At 67.2% G+C, this 17,229-nt stretch carries 16 protein-coding genes; 2 read left to right on the top strand and 14 right to left on the bottom strand.

The genetic code is table 11. The annotated features are described in order from the left end of the window. Positions 1-17 precede the first annotated feature (17 nt). Complete coding sequence (locus LZC94_25395) at positions 18-692, top strand: class I SAM-dependent methyltransferase (GenBank protein ID WXB11198.1); 675 nt, start codon at positions 18-20, stop codon at positions 690-692. A gap of 40 nt (positions 693-732) precedes the next feature. Here LZC94_25395 and LZC94_25390 read toward each other — a convergent pair whose 3' ends face one another. Beyond that, a complete protein-coding gene (locus tag LZC94_25390) occupies positions 733-1,107 on the bottom strand; it encodes a nuclear transport factor 2 family protein (GenBank protein WXB11197.1) in 375 nt (124 codons plus the stop codon). A 152-nt stretch (positions 1,108-1,259) separates the two neighbouring features. Between LZC94_25390 and LZC94_25385 the strand changes: the two genes are divergently transcribed. Then, positions 1,260-1,631 (top strand): helix-turn-helix transcriptional regulator, encoded by a 372-nt coding sequence (locus LZC94_25385; GenBank protein WXB11196.1) that lies wholly within the window; start codon positions 1,260-1,262, stop codon positions 1,629-1,631. Between the two features lie 92 nt (positions 1,632-1,723). Here the strand turns inward: LZC94_25385 and LZC94_25380 are convergent, their stop codons facing one another. The 13 genes from LZC94_25380 to LZC94_25320 all read right to left on the bottom strand — a co-directional run bounded on the left by LZC94_25380 (position 1,724) and on the right by LZC94_25320 (position 17,219). Beyond that, positions 1,724-2,113, bottom strand: coding sequence for a hypothetical protein (locus tag LZC94_25380; GenBank protein WXB11195.1), 390 nt, complete (start codon positions 2,111-2,113; stop codon positions 1,724-1,726). A gap of 41 nt (positions 2,114-2,154) precedes the next feature. Beyond that, the gene (locus tag LZC94_25375) at positions 2,155-2,538 is read right to left on the bottom strand and encodes a hypothetical protein (protein WXB11194.1); all 384 of its coding nucleotides are present in this window, start codon (positions 2,536-2,538) and stop codon (positions 2,155-2,157) included. 212 nt (positions 2,539-2,750) lie between these two features. Next, positions 2,751-3,980 (bottom strand): hypothetical protein, encoded by a 1,230-nt coding sequence (locus LZC94_25370; protein ID WXB11193.1) that lies wholly within the window; start codon positions 3,978-3,980, stop codon positions 2,751-2,753. Continuing rightward, positions 3,977-4,870 carry a GNAT family N-acetyltransferase gene (locus LZC94_25365; protein WXB11192.1) on the bottom strand — a complete coding sequence of 298 codons (894 nt, stop codon included), beginning with the start codon at positions 4,868-4,870 and terminating at the stop codon, positions 3,977-3,979. Before LZC94_25365 ends, LZC94_25370 begins: the two co-directional genes overlap by 4 nt. 16 nt (positions 4,871-4,886) lie before the next feature. Further along, positions 4,887-7,025 carry a hypothetical protein gene (locus LZC94_25360; GenBank protein WXB11191.1) on the bottom strand — a complete coding sequence of 713 codons (2,139 nt, stop codon included), beginning with the start codon at positions 7,023-7,025 and terminating at the stop codon, positions 4,887-4,889. Then, positions 7,022-7,534, bottom strand: a complete 513-nt coding sequence (locus LZC94_25355; protein WXB11190.1) for a hypothetical protein — start codon at positions 7,532-7,534, stop codon at positions 7,022-7,024. The genes LZC94_25360 and LZC94_25355 overlap by 4 nt, the downstream gene beginning before the upstream one ends. Then, complete coding sequence (locus tag LZC94_25350; protein WXB11189.1) at positions 7,534-10,557, bottom strand: peptidase domain-containing ABC transporter; 3,024 nt, start codon at positions 10,555-10,557, stop codon at positions 7,534-7,536. Before LZC94_25350 ends, LZC94_25355 begins: the two co-directional genes overlap by 1 nt. Next, complete coding sequence (locus LZC94_25345; GenBank protein ID WXB11188.1) at positions 10,550-11,584, bottom strand: hypothetical protein; 1,035 nt, start codon at positions 11,582-11,584, stop codon at positions 10,550-10,552. The genes LZC94_25350 and LZC94_25345 overlap by 8 nt, the downstream gene beginning before the upstream one ends. Next, complete coding sequence (locus LZC94_25340) at positions 11,581-13,014, bottom strand: MBL fold metallo-hydrolase (protein ID WXB11187.1); 1,434 nt, start codon at positions 13,012-13,014, stop codon at positions 11,581-11,583. The genes LZC94_25345 and LZC94_25340 overlap by 4 nt, the downstream gene beginning before the upstream one ends. Further along, the gene (locus LZC94_25335; GenBank protein WXB11186.1) at positions 13,011-14,438 is read right to left on the bottom strand and encodes an MBL fold metallo-hydrolase; all 1,428 of its coding nucleotides are present in this window, start codon (positions 14,436-14,438) and stop codon (positions 13,011-13,013) included. The genes LZC94_25340 and LZC94_25335 overlap by 4 nt, the downstream gene beginning before the upstream one ends. Next, positions 14,435-15,088 carry a hypothetical protein gene (locus LZC94_25330; protein ID WXB11185.1) on the bottom strand — a complete coding sequence of 218 codons (654 nt, stop codon included), beginning with the start codon at positions 15,086-15,088 and terminating at the stop codon, positions 14,435-14,437. The genes LZC94_25335 and LZC94_25330 overlap by 4 nt, the downstream gene beginning before the upstream one ends. Beyond that, positions 15,076-15,894, bottom strand: a complete 819-nt coding sequence (locus tag LZC94_25325; GenBank protein ID WXB11184.1) for a DUF692 family protein — start codon at positions 15,892-15,894, stop codon at positions 15,076-15,078. The genes LZC94_25330 and LZC94_25325 overlap by 13 nt, the downstream gene beginning before the upstream one ends. Positions 15,895-15,896: 2 nt before the next feature. Next, complete coding sequence (locus LZC94_25320) at positions 15,897-17,219, bottom strand: hypothetical protein (GenBank protein WXB11183.1); 1,323 nt, start codon at positions 17,217-17,219, stop codon at positions 15,897-15,899. Between the last annotated feature and the right edge of the window lie 10 nt (positions 17,220-17,229).

Here is a 17,229-nt window from a genome sequence, read left to right as displayed (position 1 = left end):
AACGAGGATCGAACGAAATGAACACCCTCACGACTGCCCCCGTCTCCACGCTCCTCACCCGCCTCTTCGCCCAAGCCGAAGCCGCCGACGCCGGCATCCGCGCGGAGTACGCGAGCCTCTCCCCCGAAGCGCGCGCCTCCGCGCTGAACCGCGCCAACTCCAACTACCGCGCCTTCTACAGCCAGGCGAAGAACATGTACCTCCCCGTGTCGGCCGAGACGGGGACGCTGCTCTACATGCTCGCGCGCACCTCGCGCGCTCGTTCGATCGTGGAGTTCGGCACATCGTTCGGCATCTCGACCGTGCACCTCGCCGCCGCGCTGAAGGACAACGGTGGCGGGCGCCTCATCGGCAGCGAGTTCGAGCCCAGCAAAGCCGCCCAGGCGCGCGAAAACCTAAAGGCCGCCGGCCTCTCCGATCTCGTCGAAATCCGCGAAGGCGATGCCCTCGAGTCCCTCGCGCGCGATCTCCCCGACTCCATCGACCTGGTCCTCCTCGACGGCGCCAAGGTGCTCTACCCGCGCATCCTCGCCCTCCTCGAACCCCGCCTGTCCCCCGGCGCCTTGGTCGTAGCCGACAACGCCGACCACAACCCCGAGTTTCTGGCGAACATCCGCGCCGCCGGAAGCGGCTACCTCTCCGTCCCCTTCGCCAGCGACGTCGAAGTATCCATGCGGGTCGCGGGGGCGTGATGCTCGCGGCCGCGGGGCGGTGCGCGTGTCGCGTGCGTGACTAAGCGCCGGTGGGATGATCGATGATGTAGAGCCAGCGCCCATCGGGCTGGCGTCGGATCACCTCTGTGGTGCGCCCTTGGACGACGAGGGGCGCACCGTCGGGGGTCTTCGCGGTCAGCGTCCAGTTCGCGCTGAGCAGCGCGACGCCGTCGAACGTCAACGCATAGCGATTCTTCCCTTCCATCTTTCCGCCGAGCGCCAGCAACCCTACGAGCTCCGCACGAATCCCATCCAGCCCGTGCAGGGGGCTTCCATCCTGCGCGACGCTCACCGCACCGGGCTCGTAAAGTTCCATGAGCGCGTCGATCTTGCCCTCGTTGAAGGTGCGAATGAATACTTCGTTCATGTCTTCCGGTTTTCTCACGTCTTGCATGGCTCGCTCCTCGTGGTCGTCGTGTTTGGCGTTGCCGATTTCGAGCGGACCCACCGAAGACCCGGTGCCGCTCGCAGGCCGAGAGTGAGGCTGGCCTGGGCACCCCACAAGGAGTTACATCTCCGTAACTAGAGCACGAGCGAGGAGAACCCATGCCCAAAGGCGAGAACGGCCGCTGCACGGTCGAGGAAAAGCTAACCCTGCTCGGCGGCCGCTTCCGCGCCGAAATCCTCAAGGCCCTCGGCGCGGGCGAAATCCACTTCAACGAGCTGCGCCGCGTCACGGGCGCCTCTGCCCACACGCTGACGCGTACGCTTCGCCTGCTGGAGCAAGCGGGCTTCCTGACCTCCCAACGCGAGGCCCGCTGGGGCCGCAACCTCTATGCGCTGACGGCCAAAGGCCACGAGGCGGTGGCCATCATCGACCAGCTCGTCCAAACCTTCGATCTGTCGGCCGGAGCCGATGCGACCGGTCAAGGTCGCCCGCCGCATCCTCTCGACGAGCGTGATTGGGGAGTAAAATAAGGCAAGCAAGTCGTGGTCGAACGACGAGCCCATCGGCTCGCCGTTCGACCTGCTATCCAAGTTGCGCCGAGACGGACGGGCCAGGGCGCGCGTCAGTCCGTGCAGTCCGAAAATCCCGTATCGGCGATCCGCCCGCAGACTGTCGGGAGCGATTGGTAATCGCGGGTGTTTACGAAGGTGTTCCCTGCTTGCACGTAGAACTTCTCCCCAGGAGCGAACGAAGCCCACACCGAGTCTCCCGCTCGTGCGCTCGCGATCTGTCCATGGTAGGAATTGATATCACACGCCCACAAATTGAGGTGGCGTCCCTGGATGATCTTCTGCTTCCGCAGCGAGCACCCTCGCGCCAGGAAATCCTCCTCCGTGGGCCCGGCTTCGACGGATGCCTGCGCCCTCGACGGGCGCGCCATGAATGCGCCGGCGGCGGCCGCGCAGAGTACGGCGCCGATGACGATACGCGACTTCTTTTGGTTCGATTTCATGCTGGAATTTCGCTTTGCCATTCGCGCCCGAGGAGGGCCGCTCAGTTGCAATCCACTGGGAATCCGACGACCTGGCCGCAGCTCTGATCGCCAACCGCGACATCGGAGGCGGTGTTGGCGAACGTCGACCCGTCCGGGACATAGGCTTTGTTCTCCGGCGTCGCCGCGAGCCACACGGAATCCCCTTTTCGTGCGTTGGAAATTTGTCCGTGCATGCGAAAATCGTCGCACCGCCACGTATTGATATGCCGTCCGAGGTACACCTTGTGGCGAACCAGCTCGCATCCCTGGGCGGCAAAGTCGTCGGCGGAGGGTACCGTGTCCGCCGGAGAAGCTTTTGCGGCTTGCGCCTCGAGTACCATTACTCCCAATGCGACGGCTACGACCGATATACCCGTTCCAAAACGTGACTTACTGAATGCCATGGAGCGCTCCTTTCGCGCGCTCCGCCAATCAAGAGCCGTGCCGCGTTCGAGCCGCCTCTTTTTGCGAAGAAGAAGCCACGGAGCCGCACTCCCATGTACCGAAACTGTACCAATCGAGCGTACCAGCAGCGGTTCCCGGTACACTGGGGCGGCGTGGCGTGCGCGCACATGATCGCGAAGGGTGGCGCGGGCGAGCCCACGAGGATATGGGTTTAGCCGATGATCGGCGCGTTGGAGGGGACGTGACCGGTCAAGGTCGCCCGCAGAACCCGATCGAGTAGCTCGAGGGGCGGGGCGCTCATCAGGCGAGCCAGCCGCGGATCCTCCGGAGCCCGTTCACGGATGCGCGTGCGCAATTGTTCGTGAAGCAGCTGCCATATCGTGACGCCGATCAGTTGATCCGTATAGCGCCCGATGTACGTGCCCGTGATGTAAACCACGCTCCCCTTGGTGAGCTCCCCGACGCTTTGCGCGAACAGCTCGTAGAACGTGTCGTCCGGCAGGCCCGCCATGGGGTGCAAGGAGTCGGTGTCGGCTACGCCCCCGTCGATGCACAGGTTCTGTGCTTGAAGGCAGTGCCCCATGAAGTACGTGTGCAGCGGAAAGTAGCCGATCATCAGCATGTCCGCGAGCAGCGCGATCCAGGACTGCACGACATTCCACGGGTCGCTGCGCTCTTGCAGGGCCTCGAAGCGGCTCGCGAAGGAGGCGCCGGCGCGGTCGTGGATGCCGGTGCCGAACGGCAACCCGAGGCCGCCGATTTGCGAGAGGGGAGCGATTTTGTCGGCCGCTTGTTGCGAGGCTCGAAGCGGCAAGCTCGGATAGTAGTACACGAGCGCGCCGAGGCCCTCCGAAACGAGGCGCCGCGTTCCGCGCTGCGCGGTCGCGCAGAGGGATGGCAGCACCGCATCGAGCAGACGCTCCTGGACGTCCGCGCCCCAACGGTAGACGAGCACGTGCAACGGCATGCGCGCCACGCGCCCGAACCACTGGACGTAACGACGTTGGAACGCGAGCGTCGTATGCGCTTCGGCCATGGCTTCATCGAGGGTCATCGCCATCGGTACCTTGTGCTCGGACAGCGCAAAATCATTGAGCATCGAGGCATAGAAAGGAGCGCGCATCGCCTCGAGGTAACGGACCTCCTCGCGCAGATCGCCGGCGTGGGGCTCGGTGCCCTTGATGGCGAACACGCCGCCGTCTTCCAGCTGCAAGTAGATGGTCCGCCGGTGGATGGTCGGACGGCAGTAGGGAGCGCGGAGGAATGCCTTGCACGTCTTGGCGACCGGCACCTCCTTTCGCAGAAACGCGAGCAGCGTTCGCCGCTCCTCGGTCGCGTGCACCTCGCCCAAGAGCGCCGCGTTGTCACCGGGGTCGTCCGCGAGGTCCCAGGCGACATGGGCAGGTTGAATTCCGATTTCATCGATGCGGGGAAGGCTCATGATGTGCTCCTTGCTGCGCTCAGAGGTTGCTGAAACGTGAGCATTTGGTCGTACGTCTCGAAGCCCAAACGCTCGTAGACGGAGATGGCGGCATGCTCGGTCGACACCACATTGAGCGACGCGGTGTCGAAGGACGACGATGCGAGGGCGCGAAGGCTCGAGGACAGGAGCGCCGCCCCGAGCCCGCGCCCGCGCACGTCGGAGCGTACGACGAGGCTCTGGATGAGGGCCTCGCGGCCTTCGAGGTGCATGGCGTGGCAATAACCGACGACGTCGCCGTCGCGCTCGGCCACCCGCAGGTCGAAGCCCGGGCAGCCACGCTCGGAGTGCAGGTGCTCGGGGGTCAGCTTCGTAAAGTCCTCGCGCGCGCCATAGGCTTCGGCGTGCAGCGCTATCCAGGCCGCATCGTCCCGAGCGGTCGCCGGGCGCAGGCGAAAGCCAGGGGGCGCGAAGGCCTCGGTGCCCCGCACCGCCCGGCGCATCAGCCGTTCCACGCGAGACACCCGAAACCCGGCATGCTCGAGGAACGCGTTGCCCGCCTGCCAGCTTTGCTGGCTGTTGCATTGGAGCAAGGTCCCAGCTGGCGCATCTTGACGCAGGATCTCCATCAAGAGCAGCGTGCCGAGGCGACGGCGTCGGTGCTCGGGGTGGATCCCGATGCGAAAATGCCGGATGGGAAGCGCGCCATCGTGGAGCAATGTGGAGGTCGCGAAGCCCACTGTGCGGTCTTCGACCCGCAGCAATCGGAAGTCGCGCGCGCTTCGATTGAAGGGGAGCGCGGCAAACGCGCGAAACGACTCGGCGCTCGTCGAAGGGAGCTCGGCGATCTGGTCCATGAGGGCCGAGACGTCGCCGGCGTCTTCGTCGCGATAAGGAACGATCCCGTGCATGGTGTGCGATCCGATTTCAGAGATCCGCGAGCCGAGCGGAGATCATGCCGGCGCGGTCGCAGAGGATGCGGGCCTGCTCGGACGACAGCGTCTCCCCTGGAAATGCGACCGGGAGCTCGAGGGCGCCGAGATGCAAGGAGAGCGCGCGCTGCCGCAAAAAGAGGCGAAGCTCGGCCACGACGTGCGCCGTGACCTCGGGAGGGACGCTCCCGAGGAGCGCGGCGACGGAGCGCTGCCCGTCGACATTGGCCAGGATCTCCGCGAGCGCCGGGCGAACGTCCCGGTGCCAGCTCGAACCACCCCGCGAGCGCGCCCACACGCGAACGTCGGCCCCGCCCTCCAGGGGGCGCTCGGCCGTGAGATGCCATCCTACCGCGCGGCGGAAGACGAGGTCGGAAGGGGCGGGCGGCTCGACCTGGAATCGACCGAGGAACAACCCGTCCATGTCGGACGAGACGAAGCAATTCAGCGCGTCCCAAGGGCTCTCGACGATTGGCATGCCGCGCAGGTTGAACGAGGTGTTGAGCACCAAAGGCACGCCGGTTCGTTCGAAGAACGTGTGGATCAGGCGATGGAACGAGGGGCTGGATTCGGCCGTAACGGTTTGCACGCGCGCCGAGTGGTCGACGTGGGTGATGGCCGGCACGCGCGCGCGCCACCCTTCTCGAACGGGCACCACGCGCAGCATGTACGGGCTCTCGCCCGTCATGTCGAAGACCTCCCCCGCATGACGGGCCAGTACGCTCGGCGCGAAGGGGCGGAATGCCTCCCTGAACTTGACCCGGGCGTTGACCACGTCCTTCGTGGTCTCACCTCGCGGATCGGCGAGGATGCTGCGGTGCCCGAGCGATCGCGGTCCGTACTCGCTCCGGCCTTGAAACCAGCCGACGATGTGGCCCTCGAGCAGCGCGGCCGCGGCAGCATCCGCGGCATGCTCCGGCGAAGCGTGACGGCGGTACCGGAGCCCCGAAGCCTCCAGCAGCGCTTCGATACCGTCCTCGGGCCACTCGCGCCCCCCATACGCGTGCGGGATGGGGTGAATGGGGATCGCGGGGGGCTCGGGCTCGCGTGGGGCGCGGCTGCCCGGGGGCGCCGCGAACCCGCAGGTCTCCAGGGCGAGGTGGCCCCAGAACGCCAACCCGATCGCTTGCCCGCTGTCGCCCGACGCCGGCTGGACGAACAGCTCCTCGAAGTGCGCTCGATCGAGGATGCGCTGGTTGGCGACCGAGTTGAGCGCGACGCCGCCGGCGAGGCACAGCGAGCGCGCGTTGGTCTTTTTACGGAGCACGCGTGCCAAGGCGACGAGGGCGTCCTCGAGCTCTCGTTGCGCCTTGAACGCGATATCGCAGGCGGCCCGATTCGGCCGTCCGTCCTCGTCGAAGAGGGGCATGACGTCTCTTCCACCCTGCGCGCGCTCGAGGTGGCCGGATCTTCGGAGCCACTGCTCGAACCCCGAGAAGTCGAGCTTCGTCCCCTCGACGGCGATCCATGGCTCTTTCAGGGATTCGCACGGGCCACCGTAGGGGGCGAGCCCCATCGTCTTTCCGGCTTCGCTCACGTCGAGCCGAGGGTCGGCGAAACCCAGGAGGTCCGAGACGGCGTGGTACATCCAGCCGAGCCCGTGACGAACCGTTTGCGCGCGCGGATAGCGGTTCTTGAAGAGCAGGTCATAAACGCCCCGACGGCCTTCGAAGAGGTAGCCCGACTCGGCTTCGTAAGCTCCGCCGAGGACCGAGCCGTCGTCGTCCGCGACCAGCACCGCGGCGCGCTCGTAAGGGCTCGCGAAGTACGTGGAGAGCGCGTGTCGAAAGTGATGGACCGCCCCGACGGGCTCCGTTGCCAAGAGGATGCGCGATCGATCGCGGACGGGGAGATAATCGAGCACGCCCTCGCCCGACCACTCCGCGGGCACGACGATCGCGTCGAGCTCGTCGAGCGAAAGGCCGCCCGTGCGCAAGCAATACGTGACGGCGGCCCACGGAAAGTAGCCCTGCCGCCCCGCGAAACCAGGCCACTGCTTGCCGATCGACTTGGGGCGCCCGTACTTGTATCGCGTGAGCCGCTCGTCCTCGATGAAGACCGTGATGCGTCCGTCTTGCAGGAGGCATGCGGCCGGATCGTGACCGAAATAGACACCGAGTACGGAACGCGTCATGAGGACTCCTCGCGTGAAGGGTGAAGGGGTGGGGTAGCCGTGTCGCTCCACCGAGCGCCGAGCTCGCGGAGGGGCTCGAGCGCGCGGTCGAGCAGGGTCCGTTTTCGGAGGACGATGCGCGCGGTGCCCGTGGCGCCACCGCCGAGCGCCCCGGAGGCGGCCTCGAAATGGACCCGAAGCCGGCCGCGCTCGAACCTGGAATCGATCACGCGGCCGCGGCCGGCCCCCCAACGCGCGAACGGCAGCGCGTCGTAGTGGAGCTCCACGATTTGCCCGGGCGGCGCGCCGGAAAACGCGCTCTGCGGAAGGTCGATCGCGCCGGCGCGCGCGTCGTCCATGGTGAAGCGCCCCTCGATGGCCACGGGCATTCGAACGGTGACCGAGAACAGCAGCGCGGCCGCGGCGGTCGACAGGATGACCCAACCCGTGGTTCGCGCGTACCATGGCGGAGAGCCGCGGAGGAAGGGCGGTGCGGTTTGCCATGGGCGCGACGGCTCCTGGAGCGGCATCACACCACCCACTGCTGACCACAGAGGTGGTGGTAAAGGCCGCCGCGAGCGAGCAGCTCCTCGTGGGTCCCCGACTCCACGATCCGGCCCTTTTCGAGCACGATCGTCAGATCCGCCCGGCGCACGGTGCTGAGTCGGTGCGCCACGATGAAGCACGTCCGGTCGTTGGCCCACGTGCCGAGGTTCTCTTGAAGCGCGCGCTCCGCTTGAACGTCCAGCGCGCTCGTGGCCTCGTCGAGGATCAGGATCTTCGGATCGTGGTAGAGCGCACGGGCGATCGCGATCCGCTGCCGTTGTCCCGTGGAGAGCCCGATCCCGCGCTCACCGATGCGCGTCTCGTACCGCAAGGGGAGATCGTCGATGAACTCCGACGCACACGCCGTCTCCGCGGCGCGGACGATCCGGGCGACGTCGTAGTCCTCCTCGTTCAGGGCAATGTTCGCCGCGATGGTGCCGTCGAACAGGTGCGTCTCCTGCAGAACGAAGCCGATGTGCTGCCGCAGATCGGAGAGGGCGAGCCGCGCGATATCGACCCCATCGATCAAGAGCCGCCCGCGGGTCGGCAGGTAGAGGCCCGCCAGGCACTTGACCAGGGTGGTCTTTCCGCACCCGCTGCGTCCGACGATGGCCACGGTCGTACCCGGTCGGACGTGCAGATCGAGCCCTTCGAGCACGGGGCGTGGATCGACGCCGGGATGTGAAAATCCCATACCGGCCAGCTGGATCTCGCCGCGGAGCTCCTTGACCCCGACGAGATGGCTTCGATCGCTGCCCTGCTCGGGCTCTTCCTGGAGGACGTCCTGCACGCGGTCGAGGAGGACCCGCGCGAGCTGCGCATCGTCCCACGTCCGCAGGAGGGTCGCGATCGGCATGTTGGCCAGGGCGACGATCGCGTTCACGGCCACGAGCCCGCCCACCGTGATCGTCCCCTCGAGCGCCAGCCAAGCCCCGGCGACGAGGAAGGTCCCGCTCAGCAAGAAGCTCGCGGCCCGAACGGCGGCGTCGTAGGCCATGCGCGAGAAGTCCGCCTGGAACTGAACGGCGCTGAGCTCGTGAAATGCGGTCAGCATGCGTTGCCGCAGCGCGGGCTCCGCGCCCATGGCCTTCACCGTCTCGATGCCGCGGATCGCGTCGATCTGGTGCGAATCGTACTCGGACAAACCTTTCTCGAGGCGCGCGAGTAGCGGCCCGAGCCAGCGCGCCGAGACCATCGTGAGCGCGACGTAGATGGGGGCCATCAGCACGAAGAGCAGGAGCAGCGCGCGGCTGTAGAGCGCCAGCAAGGTCAGCGCCGCGAGCAGCTGCGGCACCGCGGTCAGGACCCGCACGCTGCTGCTCACGACGAAGTCGCGCACCAGCCGCGTGCCCTCGAGCCGCCGGCGCAGGTCCCCGATCCGGCGCGTCGCGAAGTACGAGACGGGCAGGTCCAAGAGCCGGCGGGTCAGAAAGTCGAGCGTGCCGCCGTCGACGCGGACGGCCACGAAGCTCACGAGGTAGCGTTGCAACACCATGGACATGGCGAGGAAAAACAAGACGCCCGCCATGGTCGCGGTCAGAGCCCGAAGGAGCGCGACGTCGCGATCGACGAAGACGTGGTCGAACACGACTTGCGCGAAGATCGGAATGACGACCTCGAGCCCGGCCACGACCCCCGCGAGCAAGGTGGCTTCGCCCAGGATGCGGAGCCATGGGCGGAGAAATGGCCACAACCAGCCGACGTTACTCTTTCCGAGTGGAGCGTGGCGAAAGTCCTCCGTGTAGTCGCAGAGCGCGACGAACCCGTCCCACCGCGCGAGGAAGGCGTCGCGCGGCATGCGCTGCCGGCCGGTGGCGGGATCGGCGACGCGCACGGCCTCCCTCTGGACGTCGTAGAGGACCGCCCAGTGGTTGCCGTCGAGCCGCACGATGGCGGGCATGGGCAGGTCGTCGAGGTGGCGCGCGGAGACCTTCGCGGCGCGCGCGGCGAGCCCGAGCTGGCGAGCCGCGTGGCAGATCGCGCGCAGGTTGACGCCATCGGCGGTGGTGTGGAGCAGGCGGCGGAGCAAGTGCGGCGAGATCTTCCGCCCGAAGAACCGGGCGATCATGGCCAACGACGCCGGCCCACAGTCGGTCACGTCGATCTGGCGGACCAAGGGCATGCGGCGGAGCCGGCGGCGCCGGGTGGCCGGAATCACGAGCTCTCCGAGCTCGTCGGGGTCCTCGGGATCCTCGGGCTCCTTCTGGCGCGTCACGGGGTATTTCGGATCGACGGCGCGCTCCCTCGGCTCGCCCGCGCGTTCCGCGCCTTCGTCGCCGCGGGAGATGGCGTCGAGGCAGGGGTGGGCCCTCGCGATCGCGGCGAGCGCGGGCGCGGCCAGCACGAGAAACGAGGACGGATGCGCGACGCGCAGCGCAAGTGGGCTGCCCGCGAAGCACAGAGGAACGACGTCGCCCGCGCCGAGCGAGAGCATGCCGCCGCCCGGCGGCTCGAGGGCGGCCTCGCCCGACACGAAGACGCAAAAGGCACCGGCCGCCCGTGCCTGCTCCACCGCGCGCGTGTCGTGTGCATCGACCTGGATGCGCGCGCACGCGCCGGCCAAGGTTTGCAGGGCATCGTCGGGCACGCTCTCGAGCCCGGGCACGGCGCGCAAGACGATCAGCGCCTCGTGGTCATCACGAAGCCGGCGGAGCATGGAGGCGACGCGCTCGCTGCTCGACGCCCGCTCCGCGGACGGCCCATCCAGGATCGCCAACACGGCTCGTGCGCTGCTGGCTCGGAGGGTGATCGTCGTGGACGGCAGCCGTTCATACAGCCCGAGGCAGGCGGTGTCGCCCGGCTTCAACGATACGACATGGCGTTCCTCGCCGTCGCGCGCGACCAGCAAGCGGGCCGTTCCCTCGGTGACGATGGCGAGCCCTCCGCCGACCTCGACGGATTGCCCGAAGTGCATCGCCTTCGACGCGAACGGTAGCTCGCTGGCCGCGGGCCCGAGCACGGCCAGCCACGAGGTCGCGGGCGGATCGGGGGCATGACCGTCAGCCACGGAGCGCCCGATCCTCGGCGCGCGCGCGCGCGCCCGCGGCCTTGAGAATGCTCCTCTGGACGCAGGCGACGCCGCGGGCCCAGATCTCGGGATCGTCGTCGCGCGGCGCATGGCGCTCGCGAACCCAGTAGACCGCGTACCGTTCGCCCTCGGGCCAAGGACCCACGATCGCGGCGGGGCAGGCGCTCACCATGGCGGCCCGCAGGGGCGCGGGAGTCTCCTCGAGGAGGAAAGCACGCGCTTGGTGCACGAGCCCCGGCAGGTGCGCGGCGCGCCGGACGAAGGGTTCGCCCTCCTGACGCAGGCACGCCGCGATCTCTCGCGCGATCGCCTGTTCGGACGTGAGGAACACGTCGCAGGACAGGCGCGTCCAATCGAGCCGGCGCTGCTCGATGGTCCCGCGCACGCGAAGGTCCGTGGTGGCGAGCGCCAGCCGCGTTTGCGCGAGGACGAGGACGGCCCGCACATGACTCAATCTCTCCTCGGGCACCTCGCGCAGCCACGGATAGCGCTGGAGGATATCGGGTGCGTCCGGCGCGGGCGCTACCCGCAAGGGGCCACCTTCGGCGGCGAGCACGAGCTTTTCGGTGAACGCGTCGCGCGCGCGCGGGAGAAAGCGCGAGCAGAGCGCTTCGGCGAAGAAAGCATCACCAAATCGCCCGGTGCTCGAGAGATCCTGTTCGCAGCCGACGAGCGCGGGGCCGAGCTGCGAACGGAGCACACCGCGGACGATGTAGCGGTGCCACTCCTCGACGGGCAGATCCTGCGAGCCGAGCCACTCCTCGAGCTCTTCCACCGTGAGAAGTCGCTCCTGCCGTCGGTGGGCTTCTGCGGCCGCACGCACGCTCTCGCGGTCGGGCTCGATGCCCTCGCGCGCGGCGATGGTCTCGGCCAGGAGGCCGAGCGAGAGCCGTCGCGCGAACGCCGTCCAGGACGCGTCGTCGAGCACCGACAACAGAACATCGCGATACCTCCACACGCCGAGTGGACCGAACAGCGCCCGCTTGGTTCCCCAGAACACGCTCACGAGTACGCTCGCACGTGGGTGAACGACGATGGAGGTGCATGACGGACGCGGAGCTCGGAGCGATCGCGCCAGCGCAGCTCACCGCCCGGGAGCAGGCGGATCATCGGTCCAAGGGGCCATTCGGCCATCTGGCTCGCCAATCGCGCGAAGCTGCCGCGTTGAACGACGCCCGCGTAGAGGACCTCGCGCGTCGGGGAGCGCCCGAGATCCCGTTCGCTCCACACGAAGCTGGCATAAGGGATCAGATAATGCGCACCGGCGAGCGACGTCCAACGAACCGCATCGTCGGGGCTGGTGGTCGCCTGCTCCCGGCCGGGCCCGAGATAAAAGGGCCTGCGGGTGAACCAAGACACCGGATAGTGATAATCCTCGTAGGACGCAAACACGAAGTCGACGGTACCCAGCCTTTCGACCATTTCCCGAACGACCCCGTCGAAGGAGCCACGCTGATCGGCGCACGCGCTGGTGGCGAGGAAGGCGCGGCGCCCGCCCGCTGCGACGTGAAGGGTCATCCAGTCGACGGGTGAATCCGTGCCCAACCCCGCGCCTTGAAACGGCATGGCGGTCAATCGAATGTCGCCGATCGACTCCGTTTCCCACGTCGTCAAAGACCGCAATGTCTCGAACCCGAGCTCACGCAAAAGGGAATACATATCGAGGTTGTCGAGAGAAGGTGGGTGCTCCTTCCGCGCCAGGTAAATGGGGGTCGCCCGATCGACGTGGAGCAAGGTGTCCAGGGCGAAGTGGCTCCATCGTGATTGTGTGATCACGATGGCGTCGAGCGGCGCGTCGAGCTCGTGGAGGCGGTCGACCTCGGGGCGGTAGCGCAGGGTCAGTAGCGGATCGATCAGCGCGCGGGTCCTCGGGGTCTCGACGAGAACCCCTCCGTGGCCCGTGAGCCGAAGGCCGTAGTCCGTTGCGCGCGGTGCGCGCGGCGCCCGTGGAATCTCCGTCACGATCTCGCGCGAGCGCAGGAGCTCCACGGTCTCGAGGAGCCCCTCACGGCCTTCGAGCTCGGCGGCCGAACGTGTGGGGCGAAGGCGCGGGAGAAGCTCGCCGAGCGCGCGAAGCTGCTCGGGGCCGATCGCGAGCCCCACCTTCGTCGTTCCCTCGCGCGCGGCGAACACGAGCGCGAGATCGTCCTCGTCGAACAGCGATGTCGCGGCCCGCCAATAGTGCTCGTCTTTCAACCGAAGCTCCTCGCCGCGCCATTCGAACAACCTTCGAGCCTCATCGAAGAACCAATCCGTCCTGCCCGCGCGACGCCGGCGCGACATCTCTTTGAACACGGCGCCGATCTTCTCCACCTCCGGGCCCGCGGAGAGGTAGTGCCATGTCGTGCTGATCCCGTTGTGCAGGCGGTAGCTGCCCATGAAGACGAGCCACGCGGGGTCGATGACCAAGGCTCGATCGGCACGTGGTTCTTTCATCTTCGAGCTTCTTTCGCTTGTGAGGACGACGGGACGAGCAGCTCCCCACCGGGCCCCGACCACTCGAAGGCGTCCTTTTCGGGCTCGAGCACCACCAGCGGCCCCAAAGGGTGGGCCTTCACGATCGCGCGGAGCTGCTCGAGCGTTCCGCGGTGGTTCGCGTCGCTCGGCCGCTGGTAATCCCCTTTGTTCCAGACGAACCCCGCATAGGGCACGAGCACCTTGGCGCCCAAAATGGAGGTCCAGCGCGCGGCGTCGTCCGGCCCGCCCGAGTACTGCTCCATCCCAGGCCCCAGATAGAACGGCCGGCGGGTGAACAAGGCGATGGGGTAATGGAACCCGGAATACGGCGAAAATAGGATATCGACGGGGCCGAGCCTGGAGCGCACGTCGCGCATCACCGTGTCCATCGAGTGGTGCGTCGTGTGGCAGCTATCCACGGCCCCGAAGAAGGAGCGATCGCCGGCGCGCACGTGATACGTCATCCAATCCTGCGGCGCATCGGGGCCGGATTGCTCTCCATGAAATGGCGTGGCCGTGATGCGGACGTCGGCCACCTCCGTGCTCTCCCACCAAGCCAGCGTCTCCACGCGCGAGAACCCGAGCTCACGCAAGAGCGGCGCCATGTCCACGTTCTCGAGCGACGAGGGGTTTACCAGCCGAGGCACGATCATTCGTGTCTCGCGCGGGATATGGACGAGCGTATCGAAATTGAAATGATCCCAATGGGGATGGGATAGGACGACGGCGTCGATGGGACGGTCGAGCTCGTGGAGCAGATTCACGTCCTCGCGCGTACGGACGATGAACATCGGATCGAACAGGACGCGAGCTTTCGGGGTCTCCAGCGAGAGCCCCGCATGGCCGAGGAGGCGAACGCGATAGCCTGTCCGCGGGCGGGGCCGCTCGAGCGGGACGACCTCGAGCAATCCCTCGGCCTCGAGCTGCTCGACGAAGGACCACTGGTCCTCGTCGCACACGGCGCGGACCTCCTCGATGGATACGCTCCTTCGCAAGAGGGGCAGGAGCCGCCCAAACCACGCGAGCATCGCTTCATTCGCCGGGATGTCGAGGGAGCGCCCCGCGGGGCGATCGCGGAAACACACGCGCAAGTCGGGTTCGAGGAGCCTCGGCGATCCGCCAAAATAGAGCTCGTCTTTGAGGGTGAGCTCGGGGCCTTTCGCGACGAAGAACCTGCTCGCGCCCGAATGCTCGAACCAGTCCGTTTTTCCTGCCCGCTTCCGCGAGGACATCTCGGCGTGAACCCTGCCGATCTCGCTCGCTTGGCGGCCGAGCACGAGGTAGTGGAGGTTCGCGGCGATGTGGTTGTTCAGTCGGTGACTCTCGAGCCCCACCACCCAGCCCGGGGCGAGCACCAAGGCTCGTGCACCGTCGCCCTCGCGATCACCCTGCAGGCGGCTCACGGCGCCTCGCTTTCGAACGCCCCGACGGGCTCGCGCGAGCAGCCGATGCGGCCTTCGCTGGTCAGATACCACCACGCGGGATCGACACGAAACATCGCAGCCGGCGCATCGTGCCGTTCGACGGCGGCGAACAGGTCGTATTCGGATTGGGTCGTAAACACGATTTCCTCCCGAGGCTCTCGCTTCGGTCCGCGCCGGCTCGACGCGTACACCGCGTGCTCGATGCGCGCGAGGCCTCCGAGCAGCGACAATTCTTGGTCGTCGGGGTGTGCGTGAGATTGCTCGAGGATCGCGTCCCTCACGTGGGTGGCCGTCTCGAAAGCTTGGCCATACAGCGGTAGCGCGAGGGTTCGCTGCCACTCCCATAAGAGGTCCTCGAACAGGCGCCGGCGAATTTGCTCGAGCATGTTTTGGGGCAGGTTCTTCTCGGCGCGCCGGAACGTGCGCGGGAGCTCCGTTCGAGCCCGATCCCAGAGGTGGCGCTGGCGCCCGGCGCGTTCGACGGCGAGCGACTCCGATGGCATGCCGAGCAAGAGCTGCACTTCGTCCGTCGATAAGTCCGAGGCCTCTGCGCCCTCCGGCGCCGACAGCCGATCGGCAAATGTCGGATCGAGGAGCATGCGCAAGTAGGCGCGTTCTAGTGCCCGCACGACGACCTCCAAGGCTCGAGCGCGCGCACCATCCGCCGGAGATCGGCGGCGTAGGTCGGATCGTCCACCGAGGCGTCGTGCTCGAGGGTCACGGCTTTGAGGTTCTTCGCGCGAGGGAGTATCCAATCCAAAAGCCGCCAGACCTCGGGCGCGACGGGGCCTCCATGAAAGTCATGAAAGTGGCGGCCGTCGCGATGCCGGCCGAGACCCGTCAGATGAAGCTCGACGGTGCGCTCCAGGACCTCGGGCGACAAACCATCCTCGGGGGCGCGACCGAGGTTCAGCATCGAGACCATGTGATGGGAGAGATCGACGAGGATGCCGCAGTCCGTTGCTTTGGATATGCGCAAGATCGCGCCGTGGTCGTCCCAGCCTCGCACATCGAGGTAGCGCGGGCCCGCCTCGAGCGCGATAGGGCAGCCATAGGCGCGCTGGAGACGGGTCACGTGCCAGACCCCGGCCTCCACCGCCGTGTCGTCGAGGATGGGGGCCGCGTTGTAGCCGAGATTGCCGGTCACGCGGGTGGACGCGAGCGCAAAGTGCTCGCCGGTCCAGGGGGGCGAGGCCGCCCGAACCTGCGCGACCAGCGCCGCGACGAGCTCGGAGTTGAGCTCTCCGGTCGTTGCCAGCGGGAGCTCCGCGTCGTGGGTTATCTTCGGCATGGCGGGGGGAAGCCCGCCCAATTCGAGCGGCAGATTCGGCTCGATGTACTCGAGCGCCTCGCCGAAAAATTCGTTGAAGCGGTCGAGCGGCTCGCCGTCCCACCGCTGGCCGATCCCCATTCGCGGAATACGCGTCCAGTCCATGCTCATCCCTCCGCGCGCGAGACGCCCTCGATCGCCTGCATCCCCGACAGGTGCCCCAGCACGCCGAGGACGGCGCTCTCCTCCCATGCGCTCGAAAACCAGGTGACGACCTCGCGCACGGAGAGGACGCGATCCTCGTTCAGCGCGGTAACGAGGCGCCCCAGGGCCGGATGATCGGCGATTTCGAAGGAACGATGGCGCGCGTAGATGCGGACCCGCTCTTTGCCCGAAGGGACCGACAGGATCGGGAAGGGGCGCACGCGCGCGATGGTGCTCTCGAGGTCGAGCGCGATGGGCTCCACCCAAGTCGGGGTGCGCCGCACGAGCCCGCCGTTGCTCAAATGCAAACGCCAGCGCTCGAGGAGGATTTGGTCGAGCCCATCGCCTGCCAAGAGCTCCTCGGCTTCGCGTCGAAGCGCCGCGGCGCACTCCGCGCTCCCCGTCTCCTGGAACGAGACCCGCGGCAAGATGCGATGTTTCGCCGTGCGGGCCACCTCGCTGACCAACTCGGCGAGGTACTTGGCCCGGTCGGGCTGATACATGGGGATGGCGACGCTCGCGGAATACTCCGTTTGCGTACCGATATGATACCACTGCGCCGGCAAATACAGCAAATCACCGGGCTTGAGCGTGTAGGCGGTGGCGTAGGGCAGGAGATGTTCGTAATTCGGCAAGTCGGCCGTACCACCCGTGAGCTGCTGATAAAGCTCCGCCGACCAAATATAGAATTCTTTGTTCGCGGGCCCGAGGTGCGCGAGAAAAGCGTGCTCGTAGCCGCGGTGTGCCCCAAAGGGAGTCGCCTCGTAGTTGCCGGCAAAGAGCACCATCTCCGCGCCGGCGGGCGGCACACCGCGGCTCTCGAAGTGGCCCGTGAGGAAGGGCGCCGCCGCGCGCGCAAAGACCTCGCTCCAATCTTGAACGTCGTTGATGACGAACGCCATGCGCTCGCTCTTGCAGAGCTCTCGGATCCAATCGAAGACGGGTACACCGTCGGGCAGGCGCGCTCGGACGAGCTCGTGCGCGAGATCGTCGCGGCGCCGTCCACCGCAATAGATGCGAACGTGCTTTTTGTCGGCTCGTTTCTGCATCGTTCGAACGAGATCATCGACGTGCCTCGGGTGCACCAGCGGGGCGCCGAAGGGCCGGTCGAAGTGCAGCGGGCGGTCACCGTCCTGCAGCATCTCGGCGAACCGTCTCCACCAATCCTTCGGCAGGACCGGATCGGGATCTTCGCGGCTGGATGCAGGTGGCGTTCGAGGAGTGCCGAGCAGCTGTCCACGGGACGATCCCGGCTCGGGCAAAGGAACGGGCGAGGAGAAGGTCATCGTACGAGCT

The organism is Sorangiineae bacterium MSr11954 (genome assembly GCA_037157815.1).
Taxonomy (GTDB): domain Bacteria; phylum Myxococcota_A; class Polyangia; order Polyangiales; family Polyangiaceae; genus Pendulispora; species Pendulispora albinea.
This window is presented reverse-complemented; position numbering and strand designations above follow the sequence as displayed.

Coding starts and splice junctions, on each gene's coding strand:
- LZC94_25395 (WXB11198.1), top strand. CDS start 18: ATGAACACCCTCACGACTGCCCCCGTCTCCACGCTCCTCACCCGCCTC.
- LZC94_25390 (WXB11197.1), bottom strand. CDS start 1,107: ATGCAAGACGTGAGAAAACCGGAAGACATGAACGAAGTATTCATTCGC.
- LZC94_25385 (WXB11196.1), top strand. CDS start 1,260: ATGCCCAAAGGCGAGAACGGCCGCTGCACGGTCGAGGAAAAGCTAACC.
- LZC94_25380 (WXB11195.1), bottom strand. CDS start 2,113: ATGAAATCGAACCAAAAGAAGTCGCGTATCGTCATCGGCGCCGTACTC.
- LZC94_25375 (WXB11194.1), bottom strand. CDS start 2,538: ATGGCATTCAGTAAGTCACGTTTTGGAACGGGTATATCGGTCGTAGCC.
- LZC94_25370 (WXB11193.1), bottom strand. CDS start 3,980: ATGAGCCTTCCCCGCATCGATGAAATCGGAATTCAACCTGCCCATGTC.
- LZC94_25365 (WXB11192.1), bottom strand. CDS start 4,870: ATGCACGGGATCGTTCCTTATCGCGACGAAGACGCCGGCGACGTCTCG.
- LZC94_25360 (WXB11191.1), bottom strand. CDS start 7,025: ATGACGCGTTCCGTACTCGGTGTCTATTTCGGTCACGATCCGGCCGCA.
- LZC94_25355 (WXB11190.1), bottom strand. CDS start 7,534: ATGCCGCTCCAGGAGCCGTCGCGCCCATGGCAAACCGCACCGCCCTTC.
- LZC94_25340 (WXB11187.1), bottom strand. CDS start 13,014: ATGAAAGAACCACGTGCCGATCGAGCCTTGGTCATCGACCCCGCGTGG.
- LZC94_25325 (WXB11184.1), bottom strand. CDS start 15,894: ATGGACTGGACGCGTATTCCGCGAATGGGGATCGGCCAGCGGTGGGAC.
- LZC94_25320 (WXB11183.1), bottom strand. CDS start 17,219: ATGACCTTCTCCTCGCCCGTTCCTTTGCCCGAGCCGGGATCGTCCCGT.